The organism is Paraburkholderia sp. HP33-1, from assembly GCF_021390595.1.
In the GTDB taxonomy this organism is placed as follows: Bacteria; Pseudomonadota; Gammaproteobacteria; order Burkholderiales; family Burkholderiaceae; genus Paraburkholderia.
This window is the reverse complement of sequence record NZ_JAJEJR010000003.1, coordinates 899,518-918,035: the sequence shown is the minus strand read 5'-3', so window position 1 is coordinate 918,035 and position 18,518 is coordinate 899,518. Positions and strand designations below refer to the sequence as shown.

The 18,518-nt window shown below is 57.0% G+C and carries 16 protein-coding genes; 9 read left to right on the top strand and 7 right to left on the bottom strand.

What is annotated here, in order from left to right; translation table 11 throughout:
* Window positions 1–19 precede the first annotated feature (19 nt).
* The 5 genes from L0U81_RS31125 (at window position 20) to L0U81_RS31105 (ending at window position 4,586) form a co-directional block, all read left to right on the top strand.
* Window positions 20–568: a hypothetical protein gene (locus tag L0U81_RS31125; protein WP_233809624.1), complete on the top strand. Its 549-nt coding sequence runs from the start codon at window positions 20–22 to the stop codon at window positions 566–568.
* A gap of 7 nt (window positions 569–575) precedes the next feature.
* Window positions 576–1,559, top strand: coding sequence for an ornithine cyclodeaminase family protein (locus tag L0U81_RS31120; protein WP_233809622.1), 984 nt, complete (start codon window positions 576–578; stop codon window positions 1,557–1,559).
* Window positions 1,560–1,758: 199 nt separating this feature from the next.
* Complete coding sequence (locus tag L0U81_RS31115) at window positions 1,759–2,655, top strand: SDR family NAD(P)-dependent oxidoreductase (protein ID WP_233809620.1); 897 nt, start codon at window positions 1,759–1,761, stop codon at window positions 2,653–2,655.
* 119 nt (window positions 2,656–2,774) lie between these two features.
* Window positions 2,775–3,845 carry an alkene reductase gene (locus L0U81_RS31110; protein ID WP_233809618.1) on the top strand — a complete coding sequence of 357 codons (1,071 nt, stop codon included), beginning with the start codon at window positions 2,775–2,777 and terminating at the stop codon, window positions 3,843–3,845.
* A 12-nt stretch (window positions 3,846–3,857) separates the two neighbouring features.
* Window positions 3,858–4,586, top strand: a complete 729-nt coding sequence (locus L0U81_RS31105) for a pirin family protein (RefSeq protein WP_233809616.1) — start codon at window positions 3,858–3,860, stop codon at window positions 4,584–4,586.
* 12 nt (window positions 4,587–4,598) lie between these two features.
* Here L0U81_RS31105 and L0U81_RS31100 read toward each other — a convergent pair whose 3' ends face one another.
* A complete protein-coding gene (locus tag L0U81_RS31100) occupies window positions 4,599–5,030 on the bottom strand; it encodes an Lrp/AsnC family transcriptional regulator (RefSeq protein WP_233809614.1) in 432 nt (143 codons plus the stop codon).
* A gap of 213 nt (window positions 5,031–5,243) precedes the next feature.
* Here L0U81_RS31100 and L0U81_RS31095 point away from each other — a divergent pair, with 213 nt between their 5' ends.
* The 3 genes from L0U81_RS31095 (at window position 5,244) to L0U81_RS31085 (ending at window position 8,296) form a co-directional block, all read left to right on the top strand.
* A complete protein-coding gene (locus tag L0U81_RS31095) occupies window positions 5,244–6,314 on the top strand; it encodes an ornithine cyclodeaminase (protein WP_233809612.1) in 1,071 nt (356 codons plus the stop codon).
* A 58-nt stretch (window positions 6,315–6,372) separates the two neighbouring features.
* Window positions 6,373–7,314 (top strand): citrulline utilization hydrolase CtlX, encoded by a 942-nt coding sequence (ctlX, locus tag L0U81_RS31090; RefSeq protein WP_233809610.1) that lies wholly within the window; start codon window positions 6,373–6,375, stop codon window positions 7,312–7,314.
* A gap of 109 nt (window positions 7,315–7,423) precedes the next feature.
* On the top strand, window positions 7,424–8,296 hold the full coding sequence (locus L0U81_RS31085) for a LysR family transcriptional regulator (protein ID WP_233809608.1): 873 nt from the start codon (window positions 7,424–7,426) through the stop codon (window positions 8,294–8,296).
* Window positions 8,297–8,428: 132 nt separating this feature from the next.
* Here L0U81_RS31085 and L0U81_RS31080 read toward each other — a convergent pair whose 3' ends face one another.
* The 6 genes from L0U81_RS31080 to L0U81_RS31055 all read right to left on the bottom strand — a co-directional run bounded on the left by L0U81_RS31080 (window position 8,429) and on the right by L0U81_RS31055 (window position 16,371).
* Entirely contained in the window at window positions 8,429–10,882 is a 2,454-nt protein-coding gene (locus L0U81_RS31080; protein WP_233809606.1) for a glycoside hydrolase family 3 N-terminal domain-containing protein, read from the bottom strand.
* 166 nt (window positions 10,883–11,048) lie between these two features.
* The gene (locus L0U81_RS31075) at window positions 11,049–12,173 is read right to left on the bottom strand and encodes a Gfo/Idh/MocA family protein (protein WP_233809604.1); all 1,125 of its coding nucleotides are present in this window, start codon (window positions 12,171–12,173) and stop codon (window positions 11,049–11,051) included.
* A 21-nt stretch (window positions 12,174–12,194) separates the two neighbouring features.
* Window positions 12,195–13,226, bottom strand: a complete 1,032-nt coding sequence (locus L0U81_RS31070; RefSeq protein WP_233809601.1) for an ABC transporter ATP-binding protein — start codon at window positions 13,224–13,226, stop codon at window positions 12,195–12,197.
* Window positions 13,227–13,261: 35 nt separating this feature from the next.
* A complete protein-coding gene (locus L0U81_RS31065) occupies window positions 13,262–14,092 on the bottom strand; it encodes a carbohydrate ABC transporter permease (protein WP_233809599.1) in 831 nt (276 codons plus the stop codon).
* Entirely contained in the window at window positions 14,089–15,036 is a 948-nt protein-coding gene (locus L0U81_RS31060) for a carbohydrate ABC transporter permease (RefSeq protein WP_233809597.1), read from the bottom strand. Before L0U81_RS31060 ends, L0U81_RS31065 begins: the two co-directional genes overlap by 4 nt.
* A gap of 66 nt (window positions 15,037–15,102) precedes the next feature.
* A complete protein-coding gene (locus L0U81_RS31055) occupies window positions 15,103–16,371 on the bottom strand; it encodes an extracellular solute-binding protein (protein WP_233809595.1) in 1,269 nt (422 codons plus the stop codon).
* Between the two features lie 658 nt (window positions 16,372–17,029).
* Between L0U81_RS31055 and L0U81_RS31050 the strand changes: the two genes are divergently transcribed.
* The gene (locus L0U81_RS31050) at window positions 17,030–18,103 is read left to right on the top strand and encodes a LacI family DNA-binding transcriptional regulator (RefSeq protein ID WP_233809593.1); all 1,074 of its coding nucleotides are present in this window, start codon (window positions 17,030–17,032) and stop codon (window positions 18,101–18,103) included.
* The last annotated feature ends 415 nt before the right edge of the window (window positions 18,104–18,518 follow it).

Below are 18,518 nucleotides of genomic sequence, written 5' to 3'. Positions count from 1 at the left end.
TCAAATGCTGGAGACAAAAATGAGCACACAGATTCCGCGTCTCGACATGGAGTCACTACGCCCTGATCTGGCTACCTATCTTGAGCCCAGAGTCAAGCGGCTTGGCTATCTCGGCGAGTTATTCAAATGCGCCGGGAATGCACCCGATGTCATTCTTCAGTTCATGCATTTCACTGACGCGCTCAAGGACGCCCTCCCCGACCGCCTCACGGAGCTTGGCGCATTGACCGTCGCCGGCTTTATGGAAAATCGGTACGAGCGGTACCAACACGAGCGATTGAGCGTGAAGTTGGGCTTTCCCCGCGACTGGATAGCTCAGGTTGCCAAACTCGACCCGGCCGCTGCCAACACATTCACTGAGGTCGAGACCGCTGCGCAAGTCTATGCGCTCGCCGCCCTCAAAAACCGCGGCATCGGTGTCGACCAAGAGTTCGAGGCTTTCGCGAGCCTTGTGCCCCCGTCGGAAGCAATGGCTTTCGCATTGCTGATCGGTCGATATATCACCCACGCCATCGTGGTCAACACGTTGCAGCTGGCGCCGCCGGTGCCTTCGATTTTCGAGGAATGATAGTGCCATGACTTCCCCAATCTGGATTTCTGAGCAGAACGTCGTGGACCTGATGAGTTTGCCGGACGCAATCGGAGCCCTCGAACAGGGGCTCGCGCTTCAGGCAAGCGGTGAGGCCCGTAACATGGTCAAGACGCACGTCGCATGGGATGAGAACAATCTGCATGCGATTGGCGCGACTGTTCCGGGCAGCGGTCTCGTGGGAACAAAGACTTGGGCGCACACCACTGGCGGCACCTGCCCTTTGCTCCTTCTGTTCGATTCGACCACGGGGCAACTGAAGGCGATTATCGAAGCATTCGCGCTCGGGCAAATGCGCACGGGCGGCATTTCGGGAGTGGCGACGCGTTGGCTCGCGCGACGAGACGCTGACGTATTGGCCCTGATCGGTACCGGCAAGCAGGCGCTCGCTCAACTCGCTGCCGTTGCAGCCGTTCGCCCGCTTCGGCAGGTTCGGGTGTTCAGCCCGAGTGTGGAGAAGCGTCGCGCATTTATCGAACGTGCGCGGCAAACTTTCTCGAACATCGAAATTGTCGAGTCAGGCTCCGTTGAGGAAGCGGTAAAAGACGCGCCCATTATCACGACGGTGACCCGCGCGACGCAACCGTTCCTCCTCGCTTCGATGGTTGCGCCTGGGGCTCATATCAACGCAGTCGGTGCAATCACGGAAGAACGCCTCGAACTGGCAGATGACGTGTTCTCGCGCTGCGCACGCGCGGTGGTAGACGATCTGTCGGCAGCCCAAAAGCTGTCAATGGAATTGATCCGGACATATGGCGAGGCACAACGATGGAACGAAGTATCGTCCCTGTGCGATGTCGTAGCGCGTGAGCGTGGCCGAAACGCTAGCGACGATATTACTGTGTTCAAGGCCATGGGCATGGGCGTGTCAGACCTGGCACTTGGGGTAGAGATCCTCGCTAGAGCCGCCAGAGCCGGTGTTGGCATCGAGTTACCCACGCCGCTTCGCATCGCTCCCCGCCTTGCCTGACGGGCAGACGGGCAAATCAGGGACGCGGTTCCGGGCAAGTCGTCAAAGACAATACCGGACGCTGCGCCTTCACATGCCAGCCGACAGATGCACTCACGCCATTGCTCCATCAATGGATCAATGAATTCGAATTTACCGTCTTTATCCAGGTAAGATTGAAGAGCATGATTTCTTCAACGAAATTTTTGAGGAAACCATCATGCAGCGGGATCGGAGTCTGACATGGCGGAGAGTGGACGCCACAGATCTTGACCTTACGGGTTTCCAGGTCGCCATAGTGGGTGGCACCGGTGGTATCGGACGAGCGCTGAGCCGTTTCCTGGCCTCACGAGGCGCCCGTGTCATTGTCGTCGGCCAAACCTTCCGAGACGCTGAGATCCCGGGGATCCAGTTCATCAAAGCTGACCTCAGTTTGATGCACGAGTCGCAACGGGCGGCAGATCTTCTACGCGCGGAGACACTGGATCTGGTTGTATTCACCACCGGCATTTTTGCGGCTCCCCAACGGCAGGAAACTTCAGAGGGCATTGAGCGCGACATGGCGGTCAGTTACCTCAATCGCCTGGTCATCCTGCGACGCATCGCGCCCAAACTGGGCACGGGACGCTCGGCGCCACGAATCAAGCCACGTGTTTTCGTCATGGGCTATCCGGGAACTGGTCAGATCGGCACGCTCGCCGACCTTAACTCCGAGTCGTCTTACGGAGCAATGAGGGCGCATATGAATACAGTTGCCGGCAACGAAACGCTTGTACTTGACGCGGCAAAGCGCTATGCGAACGCCACGTTCTTTGGGCTGAACCCCGGTCTCATCAAGACAAATATCCGTGACAACCTGTTTGGAAAAAACTCGTTGAAGTCACGCGTCACGGAAATGTTGATTGGTCTGCTAACTCCCACTGCCGATACCTACGTCCGGCGGATAGCTCCCCTGCTGGTTTCGCCCGACATCGAGCAGCGCAGCGGCGCCCTCTTCAACCGTCGCGGCGAGGCCATCCTTCCCTCACCCGGGCTGACCGACGAGTATGTTCAAAAATTTATGTCCGCGTCCGAGAAATTGGTCGCCAAGGCGGATGTTTCCCTCACGACAAGGTAACGGCGAACGCGTCTGACTGAAAGCCAACGACCTGGTCGGCATTTGCCTTTTTACTGCGCTCTACTTAACCGACAGCACTTAGGCACCTAGCCACTTTCTTATAGCAAGGAAAACGCATCATGACGCAACTGTTCACCCAAGTCCAACTGGGACGCTACGACCTGAAAAATCGGCTTGTCATGGCTCCAATGACCCGCAGCCGGGCAAATTTCGACGGCACGCCTGGCGATCTCGCAGCCGAATATTATGCACAGCGCGCCAGCGTGGGCCTGATCGTTACCGAAGGCACGCAACCGTCGGACGATGGACAGGGTTATCTCACTACACCGGGCATTTACACCGACGCGCATGTCGCCGGTTGGAAGAAGGTCACTTCCGCAGTGCATGCCGAGGGCGGGCACATCTTCTTCCAACTCATGCACGCGGGACGGATGTCGCATCCCGATAACACGCCGCATCACCGCCAAGGTGTTGCGCCCTCCGCAATCGCCCCGGGAACGGGCATGTTCACGGCAAAAGGTATGCAAGATATCCCCGCGCCGCGCGCCCTCACCACCGAGGAAGTGCATCAGACCGTCGCTGACTTCCGCTTCGCGGCGCGCCGTGCGATCGAAGCGGGCGCCGATGGTGTCGAGATCCATGGCGCAAACGCCTATTTGATTCAGCAATTCCTCGCCCCGAGCGCGAATACCCGCACCGATGAATATGGTGGCTCGATCGAAAATCGTGCGCGCTTCGCCATCGAGGTCGCCGCAGCCATCGCCGAAGAGATTGGTGCGGACCGCACGGCTATCCGTCTGTCTCCTGGCACGACCATGTGGGGCATCGACGAGGGCGCCGAAGGGCCCGATCTGTACCGCTATCTGGTCGGCGAACTCGACAAGCTGGGTCTTGCGTACCTGCACATCATGCATCAGGGCAACGAGCCGCTTCTTGCCGACATTCGTAAGTTGTGGAGCTCAACGCTCGTACTGAACCGTCCGGGTCGTCCGCGCGACCAGATCGGTGCCGATGTCGCTGCGGGGCTGGCTGAGCTCGAAGCATACGGCCAAATGGTCCTTGCCAATCCGGACTTTGTCGTCCGCTTGAAATCCGGCGCGTCGATGAACGAGGCGGATCGCAACACGTATTTCGGTGGAAGCGCGCAGGGCTATGTCGACTATCCGACCTTGAGCGCAGCAACAGCTTGAAGAGGTTTAGCCATGCATGCCGTTCTCCCAGTACAGCGGGCCAACCACGGTGGTCACTTCCGGGCCTATGGCCTGCGTGGGATGTCCAAACTGATCGACCCTTTTCTCTCAGTCGATCATGCCTGGATGAGTGCCCCAACCTTTCCCCCTCATCCCCACGCCGGCTTTTCGGCGGTGTCGTATCTCTTCCTGGATTCGGAGACAGGAATGGACAACCGGGACTCGATCGGCAACCGCAACCTGATCCGGCCTGGTGGTCTCCATTGGCTGGCTGCTGGCAAAGGCGTGGTGCACGAAGAAGTTCCTGCGGAAAGTGGCAAGACCGTTCACGCGCTGCAAATTTTTGTGCACCTTCCGCCTGAACTACGTGACTCGGCACCGTTCTCGCTGAGCATCGAGCCACAGGATGTACCTGTCCTTCAGTTTCCCGGAGCGAAGGTGCGTGTGCCCGCGGGAGCCTTCGCAAGCGCGCAGTCACCGCTGAATCTACCTACGCCTGTGACGATGCTCGATATATCCCTCGACGACGATGCCACGCTCGAGGTGCCTATTCCTGCCGGACATGTTGGCTTCGTCATGCCTATCTTCGGTACGGTCAACGTAGGTGATCGTCGATTCGGTCTGGACGACCTCGCGCTTCCGGTCTTCGAACCGCAGGCGCAGCCCCGCACGGCTACCATCCGGGCAACGCAGGGCGCCGCAAAGATAATGTTCTTCGGGGGCCGGCCAATCTCCCGGTAGGAGCCGGCAAACTCACGCTTTGTGCGTCGACAACAGGATGCTTGTCTCTGTGCTTGCAATCCCGTCAATCAACCGAATCGCCCCAAGCACGCGGTCAAAGCTTTCCAATGAATCCGCCTGCAACTCAGCGATCAAGTCCCATCGGCCATTAGTGCTGTGTATCGTGGCGACGTTCGGATGCCCGCGCAGCACTTTGACGACATCGGCCGCACGCTTGCCTTCGACCGCAATTGACATCAACGCACGGATCCTGTGCCGTTCTGCGACAGGTTTCAGTCGAACCGTATAACCGACGATCACGCCTCCGCTCTCCAGCCGTGCGAGGCGGTTCTGTACGGTCGCGCGCGCGACACGCAGTTCTTTCGCTAAAGCGACAACCGACAGCCTTGCGTTATCGCGCAGCAGGGCGATGAGCTGCCGGTCAACATCGTCGAGCGTAGTCATCCGTACCCTCCTCGCTTTGCATGTGGTCGCCGATCAGCGGCACTGCGCCGCTCTCGTCGCACCAGCTTCCTTGTCAAATTGCCAATCCGATTTGTCATCTTGCTAATTCTATCGACATAAATGACAGTTTTGGTGGCTATTTGTTGTCGGGGAGCCGGGAAATAATGCTGCATCGAACGGCCGTATGCCGCATCCGCCCCCTGGAGACAAAAGATGACTCGCTTCCTTGATGTTCCCGCGACCGCCCAATTAGTCGCACAAACCGGCATTACCCGATTCCTGGAAGAACTCGTTGACACGCTTCGCGCGGACTACCTTCGGTGGGCCGACTTCGATAAATCTCCAAGAGTGGCTTGCCATTCGAGTGATGGGGTGATTGAACTCATGCCGGTCGCGGACTCAAAGCTCTATGCGTTCAAGTACGTGAATGGGCATCCGGTCAACGCCACGCGCGGATTGCACACTGTTATGGCATTCGGCGCCCTTGCGGAAGTTGACACCGGTTACCCTGTTCTTCTTGCCGAGTTCACGCTGACGACGGCTCTGCGCACCGCAGCAACATCTGTGCTGGCCGCTCGCGTGTTGGCACGTTCTGACTCACGAACAATGGCCCTCATTGGTAACGGCGCGCAAAGCGAGTTTCAGGCCATCGCGTTTCACGCGCTACTTGGTGTCGATGAAATTCGTGTATTCGACGTTGATCCCATTGCTACCGACAAGCTGATCCGAAACCTCGCGGCGTATGACGGGCTCAAGATCGTACGTGCGAATTCGATTGCAAATGCGGTGCGCGGCGCTGACATCGTGACGACCGTCACCGCTGACAAGACATACGCGACAATCGTAACTCCCGACATGATCGAGCCAGGGATGCACCTGAACGCTGTTGGAGGTGATTGTCCCGGTAAAACCGAACTGCATGCTGACGTGCTCCGCATGAGCCGCGTATTTGTCGAATATGAACCGCAGACGCGGATCGAAGGCGACATCCAGCAACTGCCCGCTGACTTTCCCGTAGTTGAGCTGTGGCGCGTGCTTCAGGGCGAGGCCGTCGGCCGTCAGAGTTCCAGCCAGGTCACGGTCTTCGATTCGGTCGGCTTCGCGCTTGAGGATTATTCCGCGCTGCGCTACTTGTACACCTTGGCGCAACGGTACGACGCCGGCATCGACATTCCGCTCATTCCTCCCGCCAACGATCCCAAGAACCTGTTTGCGCTCGTAGAGGGGTCTTCCGGCAGTGTGCAGCATTCATCCGCACTTGAAGCAAACGCGTTTGCACGATGAAACTGAGACGGTTCGGCACACGAGCCGAATCTTCGTTGCCCTTCCTTCGCTTCCTTAAATGAACCTCGTATCGATCCAGGCTCCGGGTGCCGTCGTGATGATCCGTCCGCACCGTTTCCACCCGAATCCCGAAACCGCAACCGACAACGCGTTCCAGCATACAGACGCAACCGGCACCAATGGAGCCCACACCTTGTCGGCCGCTGCCTGCGACGAAGTCAGCGCCGCTGCGAAGGCACTAACGGACGTCGGCATACGCGTACACGTCTTTGACGACTTCGGCGAGCAGGATACGCCGGACTCCGTTTTCCCGAATAACTGGCTGTCGACGCATCCGGGCGGCCACGTCGGCTTGTACCCTATGGCGAGCCCCAATCGTCGTCGCGAGCGGCGTGTGGATGTGATAGACATGTTGAAGTCCGAATATCGAGTACAGGATGTAATCGACTATTCCGGCCTCGAGTACGATGGTCTATTTCTCGAAGGCACCGGTGCAATGGTGCTAGACCACGTCTCCAGGGTCGCGTATGCAGCCCGATCCCGGCGCGCCGACCCGATTGCGCTAGAGCGCTTCTGCACGAATTTCAACTTCGAGCCAGTCTGTTTTGACACTGCTGATGCGCAAGGGCGGCCGATCTATCACACCAACGTGATGATGAGCATCGCGACTGAGTTCGTACTGATCGGTCTCGATCTGATCGTTGACGACGTTCGCCGCGACGAAGTGCGTCGCCGTTTGAATGAGACAGGCCGGACAGTCATCGCACTTTCGCCCTCGCAAATTGCAAATTTCGCCGGTAACGCGCTTGAACTGTCGGGCCGCGACGGCCGCGTGCTCGCGCTGTCGCAGCGAGCATTTGACTGCCTCACGCCGCATCAACGCCGCCTGATAGAACGCACAGCACAACTACTGCCACTTGGCGTACCGACGATCGAGCTCGCGGGAGGTTCAGTCCGGTGCATGCTGGCAGGCGTCCATCTCTCCAGCCGACGTGGTTGATCTACGCGTAGCGTGTCACTGGTACGTTTCCGCGCTGCCCGCGTAAAGTATATTATTTGGAATAGCTATGATGTTTTTATAACGAATCGCACCATATCTGGAGCAATCAGTGGAGTTGCTTAACGACATGGCGTTGTTTGTCGAAGTAGTCAAGGCGAAGGGCTTTCGTGGTGCGGCCGACGCTTTGGCAATGCCGAACTCAACCCTCTCTCGACGAATCAGCTTGTTGGAGAAAGCGATCGGATTACGCCTGCTACACCGTACCACGCGCAAGGTCGAACTGACGGAGGCCGGACGGATTTACTACGAGCGCTGCAAACGTATCGTCGATGAGGCCCGACTCGCGCACGAGCAACTCGGTGAAATGCTGGCACAACCAAGCGGGGTTCTGCGAGCTTCCCTGCCCGTCGACTTTGCTGTGACTTACCTCACGCCGATTGTTGTCGAATTCGCGCGAGCCTACCCTGGCATCACCTTCGATTTTGATCTGACGCCACGACGGGTCGACCTCGTAAGCGAACCCTTCGATGTCGCGATTCGCATTGGCGAGCAGGAGAACTCACAACTGATCGCTCGTCCGCTAGCCTCGCTCAAAGCCTATCTCTACGCCTCTCCCGGATATCTACAACGCTCTGGAGAACCGACCGTTCCGCAAGACCTGAAGCAGCATGAGTGCTTCAATATTCAGAAACCCGGAAGTTGGACACTGTACAACGGAAAGCGTAACGTGACTGTTCCCGTGGGCTGCCGATTTTCCATCAATAGTGTTGGAATGATCCGCCGCCTTGCAACGCTCGATATGGGCATAATCCTTACGCCAGAGGAAATTGTCGCCGATGAACTTGCCGGCGGACGACTGCGCAGAGTGATGCCTCAATGGCACGGCGCCCCCGTGCCGGTGTACGCAATCACGGAGACCCGCCTTCTTCCAGCCAAGACTCAACGCTTCATCGAATTTCTCCAGGAGCGGTTGAGGCGGTGAGCCGACGTATGGACGCCGACTCAATCAGCTGCGTGGAAAGCGGCGTGGTCTATGACTACACCGGAACAGCCCTATAGGGCTAACGAAGCGGGCGGGGACCAGTGGCTGGTCCCTGGCCCCCCGGTGTATTGCTCAGGTTCCTACCTTCATTGCGTGGTCCACGAGGCTAGTTACAGCCGCCTCGACAACGATCGCCACGTCACTGACCATGCGCCAGCTCTCCGGTAGAACTCTCGATTCGCCACCGTGAACGGTTACGGCGTCACTCAAATGAATATCACGACTCGAGCTACCGACCATCACGTCAAATACGCCTGGCTCGACGACACGCTCTCCACGATCATTGGTGAAGTTCAGCATGTCCACGGGGATAGCCACCGTTACCCTACCCGTTTCGCCCGGACGTAGCTCGACACGCGCGAATCCCTTCAATTCCCGCACCGGACGAACGAGAGATGCAACCTTGTCACGCACGTAGACTTGAACGACCTCTGTGCCTTCCTGCTCTCCGACATTCTTAACGTCAAATTGCAGCTCAACCGTCCCGTCTTCTATCGCAACCGCATTTTGCTTCAGTTCCAGGCCACCGTACTGGAATTGCGTATAGCTCAGGCCAAACCCGAACGGAAAGCGTGAGCCAAAGTGGTAGGCAATCGGCGTGCCGGAGCTCTTCAACTTGTGGTTGTAGAAATAAGGCACTGCCCCCGCACTCCTGGGCACGGAAAGCGGCAAGCGGCCGGAGAAATTCTTGCGACCAGTCAACAGGTCGGTCAATGCTTCCGCACCGCCTTCACCCGGAGCAAACGCCATGATCTCCGCCGCGATCCTGTCCTCCAACCCGCCAAGGTTGTACGGCCGACCGCCCGTAAGGACCACCACCGTCGGAGTACCCGTGGCGACGACCGCTTCGAGCAGCGCCTGCTGTACGCCCGGCAGATCGAGGCTATCCGTGTCCGATCCTTCCCCGACTGTACCGGACTGGAACAGGCCGGCAAGATCGCCAACGAATACGACGGCAACATCCGCATTCGCAGCGGCTTCTATGGCGTCACCAATCTGATCCTTGTCCTGGCTAATGAGCGAGGAGCGATCTTCATTGATGGCGTCGTTCATTTCGACGTCGCCCGGGTAGACAGGTGCCCCCTGGCTCCGGTTCTTGATCACGTCGCAGCCTTTGGCATAGACGACAGCACCGTCATCGAAGCGGGCACGCAGTACCTGTAGCGGCGTCGGCATCGGCGCTCCAGCGTTCTCGCCCGCGTTGATCAGGTGAACAGGGAAGCTGTAACCCGCGAGCAATGCAAGCGGATCATCCGCCGTCGGCCCAATCACGGCCAGCTTTTCCAGCTTGCCGGGATCGAGCGGCAGCGTCCCGTCGTTGTGGAGAAGGACAGCGGACTCCAGCGCCACCTCGTACGCAACGCGTGACGCGGCGGCACTGCGCAGCTCGACCTTTTCCGCGTCGGCATACGGGTGTTCAAACAGGCCCAGACGGAACTTGGTCGCGAGAACCCGCGCGACGATCGAATCGATAACGGGTTCCGTAATCTCACCACGCTCCAGTGCCGTCTTGAGATGCAATGCGCACTCGTGACCCGGAAGCTCGACATCGAGGCCGGCATTAAACGACTGTGCCGCTGCGGCCGCGGCATCTTCCGCGACACCGTGATGCGTGTAAAGCAGGTTCACACCGGCGTAGTCGGCCACCACCAGCCCATCGAAGCCCCACTTCTCGCGCAAGATCTCCGTCAAGAGATTCCGGTCTGCGTGACACGGGACTCCGTCGATATCGTGATAGGCGGGCATCACAGAACCGGCGTTGGCCAGCTTCACGGCCATCTCGAACGGCAACAGGAAAATATCGTTGAACTCGCGCGGGCCGATATGAACCGGTGCATGGTTACGTCCGCCCTCACTCGCCGAGTGTCCCGCAAAGTGCTTCAGCGTCGCCAGAAGGTCTCGTTGCGGACCTTGAAGCCCCTGAACGTATCGATAGCCCATCACGCCGACCAGATACGGATCTTCTCCTAGCGTCTCCTCGGTCCGCCCCCACCGTGGATCCCGGGATACGTCCAGAACAGGCGCGAGGCCCTGGTGACAGCCAATCGAGCGTGCCTGCTGCCCGGTCACTTCCCCGACTTCCTCGACAAGATCCGGATTCCACGTTGCAGCGTAGTTCAGCGGTGCAGGGAAAAGCGTTGCGTCCTTGATCATCAGACCGACCAGGCACTCTTCATGGGACATAACCGGAATGCCCAACCGGGTTTCCTCGATCATCTGACGCTGCAGTTCATTGAGCGCGCGGACACCCTCCTTCGGATCGACCGTATGAGTCCCCAGCGGACGTGTAATGTGTCCCAAGCCGTGCTTAAGCAGCGCATCGATCGAAATATCGGTGGTTCGTTGCGCAAAGTCTGCGACTCGCCACTGGTGGTTCCCGTCCGAGGACAACTTGAGCCAGGCAGCGTGCAATTGTGCAATCTTCTCTTCCAAGGTCATTCGCTCAAGAAGATCTTGGACGCGATCTTCAATCGCGGCGCTCGCATCTTTATACAGCGGGGCCTCAGCGGCGTTTTTTGTCAACATTAAATTTCCCTTAATCATATATCCCCGGCCAAATCAGCCTCAGGAGCCCGCACGTACAGCGAGTCGGGTCCGTGAGATCCACGTGGATAAGTACAGAGCAGGCGCCCATCCTCAAGCGGAGCGCACGCTCTTATATCGAGCTACGGCGGTGAACGCTGAATGCTGTCTAGTCAAATCCGCCCTCGCTTACGTTAGCTGAAATGGGTGTCGGGCGGCCGCAGGTGCTTTCGATCGATATGGCCTTCTTTGCCGATGACGACTGCTCAAAGGCACTCATGACTTCCAGTACATGAAAGGCAAGTTCCGCTGAAGCTCGATGAGGACGCCCCGCTCGAAGCGCCGCAACCATCTCCGCAGCCCCAATACCACGCAGCCCGTGAAAACCAGGAACGCCCTCGATATACGGGTGGCTAACATGCACCCCTTCCCAGCTTTCTGCACCTTCGTAGAATATTTCGACGTTCCCCGTAAACTCGTTAGGATCAGGGATCAGCATCGAACCACGACTGCCGTACAGTTCGATAGGATTGTGCTTGTGCTTGAGGACATCGAAGCTCGTAACCACGCTTACTGTGGCACCACAGTGAAATTGCATTATTCCGGTCACGTGTGTCGGCACGAGTACCTTGATGACATCGCCTACTCTCGGGCCCGTTTTGACTTTGCGCTCGACGCGGGTGATTTTCGTGGACCCCAGCACTTCCTTAACCGGGCCAAGTAGTGCAACGAGGTTTGTCAGGTAATATGGACCGACGTCCATCATGGGCCCGCCTCCCGGGCCATAGAAGAATCCTGGATTGGGATGCCATGTTTCATGCCCGGGCAACATCACCATCGCAGTTGCACTGATCGCCTCACCAATCCCGCCTTCATCGTATAGGCGGCGAGTCAACTGGTGGCCACCACCGAGAAACGTGTCTGGCGCACATCCGAGGCGCAATTCACGAGCGCGTGCAATTGACATCAGCTCGTCGGCCTCGATCAACGAAACGCCCAATGGCTTTTCAGAATAAACGTGCTTCCCTCCAAGGAGCGCCTTCTTCGTCACATCGTAGTGCGACAACGGAGTAGTCAGATTAACGATCAACTCGATGTCCGAGTCCGACAACATATCGTCCAAACTCGAAGTCTTCAGATCGAACTGTTGGGCAACTGCCCTGGCATGTTGCTCATGGACCGCGCATATCGACCTTACGTCAAGAAAATCGAACGTTTGAAGATTTGCCACGTAGGTCGCGCTTATGTTTCCAGCGCCGACGATTCCAACCTTCATGGGTGATGTTTCGGTCATGAGCGTTCCGACATATCCAGATCAATTTACAGCCGAAACCACCGACGGCATGCGAATCCCCTGTTCGTCAAAGCAGTGGAGGCGCTTCCGGTCGGGGACCATCCGAACCGCCGTCCCATTCTTCAAAAAATGGTGGCCGTTTCGCCTCACGACAACCTCGCCGATATCCGCTTCCACATAAAAGATCGTTTCGTTACCAAGGTGCTCCGCAAAGCGAAGTCGCCCAACCCAGCCAGGCCCGTTATCACCCGTGCCTTCGTACAGTTCAATATGCTCCGGACGGATGCCGATGGTCGCCGCGCCTTCCAGGTTCGCACTTTCTCCCGAAATCAAATTCATCCGGGGCGACCCAATGAAAGTTGCCACGAACAATGTTTTCGGGGTGTCGTAGAGTTCGAGCGGCGTACCGACCTGTTCGATACGCCCACCGTTCATCACGACAATTTGATCTGCGAGTGTCATCGCCTCAACCTGGTCGTGAGTCACGTAGACCATGGTCGCCTTTAGTCTCCCGTGGAGATCGGCCAGTTCAACCCGCATTTGTGTACGAAGCGCAGCATCGAGATTCGAAAGCGGCTCATCAAACAGAAAAACCGAGGGGCTGCGCACAATTGCTCGCCCAATCGCGACGCGCTGTCGTTGACCGCCTGATAGCGCAGCCGGTTTGCGCTTTAGCAGGTGCGTGAGATGCAATACCTCGGCCGCGGACGCGACACGCTTTTGACGTTCCGCCCGAGGGACCTTGGCGAGTCGCATACCGAAATCGATATTCTGCTCCGCCGTCATATGCGGAAATAAAGCATATGATTGGAAGACCATGGAGATACCACGCTCTGACGGCTCCTCGCGCGTAACATCCCGTTCCCCAATCGAAATCGCTCCACTAGTCGGCTGCTCCAGCCCTGCGATCATCCGCAGCAGCGTAGACTTGCCGCAGCCAGATGGACCGACCAATACGGTAAACGAACCGTCCGGTACGAGGAGTGAAAGGTCCGGAATGATTGCTGTGGTACCGAAAGTCTTATTGATGTGTTGCAACGTGACTGCAGCCATGAAAATCTCTCCTGCTATCCGCGGCTATCCGCGAGTTATCCCTTGACCGCACCGCCGGTCAGACCGGCGACAATGTATTTCTGCGCGGCAAAGAAGAACACGATGGCCGGCAGGATAGTGAGAGTGACGAATGCGAGTGTTCGATTCCACTCAACCAGGTATTGCCCTCGAAACTGCATCATTCCGAGTGGCAAGGTATAGAGACTCCGTGAGTCAATGACTACGAGCGGGAGCAAAAAATTGTTCCAGCTCTGTACGAACGCGAAGACACCGACCGTCGCGAGGATTGGAGTTGAAAGCGGCAGCGTGAACTGCCAGAAGAACCGCAGATAACCACAACCCTCTACATAGGCCGCTTCGAATAGCTCCGGCGGCAATTGCCCGAAGAACGTCTTGAACAACATGATCGCAAGAGAAAGACCAAAGGCAGTTTGCGGCAGGATTAGCCCCCAGTGACTATCAAGCAAACCCAGGTCGCGAATCTTGATGAACAGTGGCAGGATGGCCGTCGCGAACGGAAACACGAGTCCGGCCAGCAGGTAGGTCTCGAGCATGCGCGAGCCAAAAAAACGCAACTGAGCAAACACGTAAGCGGCGGCTGCAGCAACGATCAGCGTCAGCATCACAGTAACCGTCGAGATGAACAGCGAATTTCCCATGTACTGCCAGAAATCGTGGCTCTCCAGAATCGAGCCGTAGTATTGCCCGTGCCAGACGGAAGGAAGTCCGAGTGGATTGCTTTGCAACTCGCCATTCGTTTTGAAGCCTCCAAGGAGCGCTATAGTCAGCGGCCCTAGCACGAAAAACGTGACCAACAACAGTACTGATGCGCGGAAAATATTAAAGATAAAATTTCGACTTCTCATCGCGTTGTCCTCCGCACGAGGTACCGCTGATACAGCAGCGAGATAGAAAAAGCGACAACGAAAAGCATGACACCCACCGCGCTACCAAATCCGATGCGCATCCGGGTCAGGCCAAATGTATAAAGGTACGTGACGATCGTCTGCGTCGAATTCGAAGGCCCGCCATTCGTCAACGGAATGACAACGTCGAACAGTTGCAGCGAACCAACGACGGCAAAGAATGCACTGACACCGATCGCGGGCCGAATCATCGGAACCAGTACGTTGGTGACAATTTGCCACCGACGTGCGCCCTCAATTTTTGCAGCTTCTACGAGCTCCGCCGGAACACCTTGCAAGGCGGCAACGTAGATCATCATGTGAAAGCCAAAATATTTCCAAATCACGACCAAAGTGATTCCGAAGAACGCCCATGTATGGTCGGTCAGCAGAAAGTACGGCTGCATGTGAAGCGCATTCGTAATCACCGCCACCAACCCACTGTCGCCGTCAAAGATAAATCCCCAGATCAAACCTGAAGCAATTTCCGCGATAATAAACGGGAGAAAGAAGAACAGTCTGAATATCGCGTTTACAGGAGTCTTTTTATAAATCAGCAGCGCAAGGCCAAGTGCGAATGGAAGCTGAACGAACAGCGACGCGCATAGGATGATGAGCGCGTTGAGGATAGCGCGGAAGAACACGTCATGATGCAGAATCAATTCGAAATTCTTCAACCCAACGAAATCAGTTGGCGTGCCAAAACCGTTCCACTTAAAAACGCTATAGTAGGCCGCATCAATGAATGGCCAGGCAACAAAGAGCGTGAAGAGCGTCAAAGCAGGCGGCAGCATAATCACGAGCGCCGCAGTTTTCCCACGAAAGAGGCTCGAAAAGCCGGTTCTCGGAGCAACCCTGGCGGTGTTGGGAGTCGTCACCTGATCCAGCCGGTGCAATATCGTCATCTGACCTGTCCTGAGTGTTGAGTGGAGTAGACGCCAAGTGGCGGGTGCACCTTGGCGTCGTTTCCATCAGCGCATCGACCACGCGCTCTGGATGCTGTCAGCAGCCTTCTGCGGTGAAGTTACGCCCTGCGCGAGGTCGGCGGCAGCGTCGTCGAATACCTCGCCTGCATTAGCGCCCAGCGCCTCGTTGAGAAAGTTCTGGTGATACGTGGACACGCTTATATCCTTGGCCATAGCCTGGAAAAATGGCTTTTTCAGTGAAGTGTCGGCACCCTTCACGACAGGGATAAAGCTGCCTTCGGCCGCGCCCGCCTCCTGGTACTTCAAGCTACTCAGGACCTTAAGAAACTCCACTGCTTCGGGCTTTGCGTCCTTTACGACAGCCCAGCCTGTGATCCCCCCGAAGGTATCCGTATATTCCCCGGCTCCACCTGGAACCATCGGAAAGCGAATGGTGTCGAGATTCTCGTCCGCGATGCCTTTGCCGTTAGCCGAATTCGCCTTCTGGGTGCCATAGTCCCAATCACCCATCAAGTGAAAGACGGCCTTGCCGTCCCCAAATTGGCCACTGGCTTGCTCGAAAGTCAGGCTCATGAAACCACGCTCGAACGGGTTCAGGTCGACGAGTTGCTTGAAATCGCTTCCAGCTTTGACAAACGCCGGCGCAGCGAATCCCTTTCCATTCCCCTTGAAGGCAGCCGTCATTCCCGACTTCCCTGCCTCACGCAGCATCAGATAGCTATAGTAAAAATGAAGGGGCCATTTGTCCTTTCCACCGACCATGATCGGCGTAACTCCAGCAGCTTTGGCCGTCTTCACTGCGTTCAGGAAATCCGGCCACGTTTTGATAGCCTTGTAGTCAATTCCTGCCTTCGCAGCGAGCGTCTTGTTTACCCAAAAGACTACTTCGCTTGTTCCCAGCGGGATGCCGTAAAGCTTGTTGTCGACTTTGAACGCCCCCACACTCGCCGGCGAAAAACTAGCGGCCCACGGGCCCGTCATCTTCCCCGTGATGTCCTGAAGAACACCAGACTGAGCCTGATCAGCGAGTACACCACCGCCCCAACTGAAGATAATGTCCGGCCTGTCGTTAGACTGAAGCAGTGTAGTCAGCTTCTGTTTGTACGCTTCGTTAGCGAGATAGCTGATGTGAACTTTGTCCCCAGAATGCGCCTTTTCGAACTCCGCGATCGCCTCGTTGTAGATTGCTTTTTCGTTGCCTGGCACCTCTGCCCTGAGGATGTGAATGGTGGTGTCCGCCATAGCCGACATCACCGGTAACGACAGAATCACCGCCGCGGCTGCGACGCAGCGATTCTTGAACTTAAGCTTCATGCTGTGCTCCTCCTCTTGTTTAAATAATCCCCGACGGCAGCGCCACCGGTTCCTCCAAACTGGACGGTGCTTCTCTGTGCTTTCAAACAACGAAGCTCGTTTCTGACGAAACTAAAAACAGGAACTTGCGCTTTCTTTCCCTATGCCGGTTTGCCCGCCACTCCGACCGCTGCGCGGTTGCTGGAACTTGCTGCCCGCCAGATTGTTCCCGAGCGACTTGTCCACCAGGGCGCTACCCGTCGTCGTGCCAGCACATTCAGCGAGTCGTCCCGACGACCCGAAAGGTTTTTCGCCCGGTCGTGACATCCGGTCAGTTCCAACGAATGAAGTGAGCCGCGAATTCGTACCGGTAACGCTAACGGTAAGAATCGTAGTTTGACGGCACTTGAGATGCTATGAGGGTTAACCCACCAGCTGTGGAAAAGAAGGTTGCCGGAAGCCCGTGGGGCAACGACACAGGCCGTGTTAAGCAGATAACATACGCTACTCTGATATCTGGAAGAGCGTGTGTCACAAACAGCAGACCACTCCAAACTGCTGTTAAAATACTGTTAGACAAGCCGCCGTTGCACCGAAATTAACGGCTTTATACCGGTAGCATCGGTTCGTCGGGCGTAATTTGCCTCCAGCCGCTACGTTTTCTGGATTTCATCGAGCTATGAGCAAGCAAAACCCCACCCTCGCAGACGTTGCAAAGATCGCCGGGGTGTCGCAGATGACCGCTTCCCGTGCACTCAACGACCGCCGTGATGTGTCGCCGGAAACGCGGGACCTGGTATTGAGGGTTGCTTCTGATATTGGCTACGTAGCAAATCGCAGCGCTCAAAAGCTGTCGGGAGCCCGCAATGGCATCATTGGAATCATCACTCCGATGCTGGACAATCAGTTCGCCAGTGAACTGATACTGGGCGTCGGTCGCGCGGCCCGGGCGGTTGGCTACGAGACACTGGTCTATACGATATTTGACGAAGACCGGCACACACACCGCAGCCTGATCAGCATGCTTCAGCAGTTTGCGGATGGGGTCGTTGCCATCCTTCCTCGAGACTCAGCGTATTCCGAGGCTCTCGTAGCAGCGCACGTGCCTGTGGTTTCAATTGATCAACGCGGGTCACTATCCAATTTCCCTTCCATATCAGTCGATAGCTACGGTGGTGCGGTGCTCGCAGTCGAACATCTCGCTAACCTTGGCCATCAGCGCATCGCCTTCATCTCAGGCGACGAATTGATCGAAGGCGTAAAGGATCGCCGAAGAGCATACTCAGACACCGTCGAACGCCTCGGTCTCGCGAACGATCCCGAACTGATAGAAGCCGGCGACTTATCGCAGCTCAAGGCCTTCGAAGCAGCATCTCGCCTTTTGAGTCTTCCCAATCCACCTACCGCAATCTTCGCTGCTAACGACCTCAGTGCGTTTGGTGTAATTGCTGCCGTGCGTGAAGCTGGTTTGCGCGTGCCAAATGACGTATCGGTAATCGGATTCGACGACATCCCCATGGCCGCCCAGGTTCACCCTCCACTGACTACAATCAGGCAGCCGTTCCAGCAGATGGCGCGAACCGCAGTTAGTACACTACTTGCAAGCATCAAGGGCACCGAAGACTCGACCGTTCGCATGACCGCACCCGCTGAATTGGTTGTGCGCGACTCGACCGGGCGGCCACCTGAGGCGCTTAAGAAGCGTGGGCGCCGCCACGTGAATCGCACCCAGGAAGAGTGGCCGCAAATCTAGAATTCGGCCGATTTCTCCGCGCGGACGGAACGCTCCCGACGCTGTCGCCGCCCTGGAATATTCAAGCCTGAACCTGCGTTCCGCAAGCTACGGGAAACGCATCGCCGCGCGTTCACCGCGCGAATCAGGTCAATACATTGCATTCTCGTGCATTGATTGCGACCTGGACCGGTCAATCCTCCTCTGCTGACACCCTACTTCCCGGCAATCCCACCTGGCCGGAACCGTTCAGCCAACCGCGTCGCAGTCCACGCCGATCTGAGTCACCTCTGAACAAAGTGCAGCTAGTCGGCGCATTGACGCTCGATCGTTCCATTATCGGGACGATGTGTTTCCTTCCCGCCAGCTCAGCAACCTAGCGGTTACGATCCGCTCATGAAGGGTCGCACAGATTCTCAATAGCACGATCCCCAAA

Bases quoted from the DNA above. Each gene is read 5' to 3' on its own strand.
- L0U81_RS31050 (WP_233809593.1), top strand. From the start codon at position 17,030: ATGAGCAAGCAAAACCCCACCCTCGCAGACGTTGCAAAGATCGCCGGG.
- L0U81_RS31125 (WP_233809624.1), top strand. From the start codon at position 20: ATGAGCACACAGATTCCGCGTCTCGACATGGAGTCACTACGCCCTGAT.
- L0U81_RS31110 (WP_233809618.1), top strand. From the start codon at position 2,775: ATGACGCAACTGTTCACCCAAGTCCAACTGGGACGCTACGACCTGAAA.
- L0U81_RS31055 (WP_233809595.1), bottom strand. From the start codon at position 16,371: ATGAAGCTTAAGTTCAAGAATCGCTGCGTCGCAGCCGCGGCGGTGATT.
- L0U81_RS31120 (WP_233809622.1), top strand. From the start codon at position 576: ATGACTTCCCCAATCTGGATTTCTGAGCAGAACGTCGTGGACCTGATG.
- ctlX (WP_233809610.1), top strand. From the start codon at position 6,373: ATGAACCTCGTATCGATCCAGGCTCCGGGTGCCGTCGTGATGATCCGT.
- L0U81_RS31070 (WP_233809601.1), bottom strand. From the start codon at position 13,226: ATGGCTGCAGTCACGTTGCAACACATCAATAAGACTTTCGGTACCACA.
- L0U81_RS31115 (WP_233809620.1), top strand. From the start codon at position 1,759: ATGCAGCGGGATCGGAGTCTGACATGGCGGAGAGTGGACGCCACAGAT.
- L0U81_RS31080 (WP_233809606.1), bottom strand. From the start codon at position 10,882: ATGTTGACAAAAAACGCCGCTGAGGCCCCGCTGTATAAAGATGCGAGC.
- L0U81_RS31100 (WP_233809614.1), bottom strand. From the start codon at position 5,030: ATGACTACGCTCGACGATGTTGACCGGCAGCTCATCGCCCTGCTGCGC.
- L0U81_RS31060 (WP_233809597.1), bottom strand. From the start codon at position 15,036: ATGACGATATTGCACCGGCTGGATCAGGTGACGACTCCCAACACCGCC.
- L0U81_RS31105 (WP_233809616.1), top strand. From the start codon at position 3,858: ATGCATGCCGTTCTCCCAGTACAGCGGGCCAACCACGGTGGTCACTTC.
- L0U81_RS31095 (WP_233809612.1), top strand. From the start codon at position 5,244: ATGACTCGCTTCCTTGATGTTCCCGCGACCGCCCAATTAGTCGCACAA.
- L0U81_RS31065 (WP_233809599.1), bottom strand. From the start codon at position 14,092: ATGAGAAGTCGAAATTTTATCTTTAATATTTTCCGCGCATCAGTACTG.
- L0U81_RS31075 (WP_233809604.1), bottom strand. From the start codon at position 12,173: ATGACCGAAACATCACCCATGAAGGTTGGAATCGTCGGCGCTGGAAAC.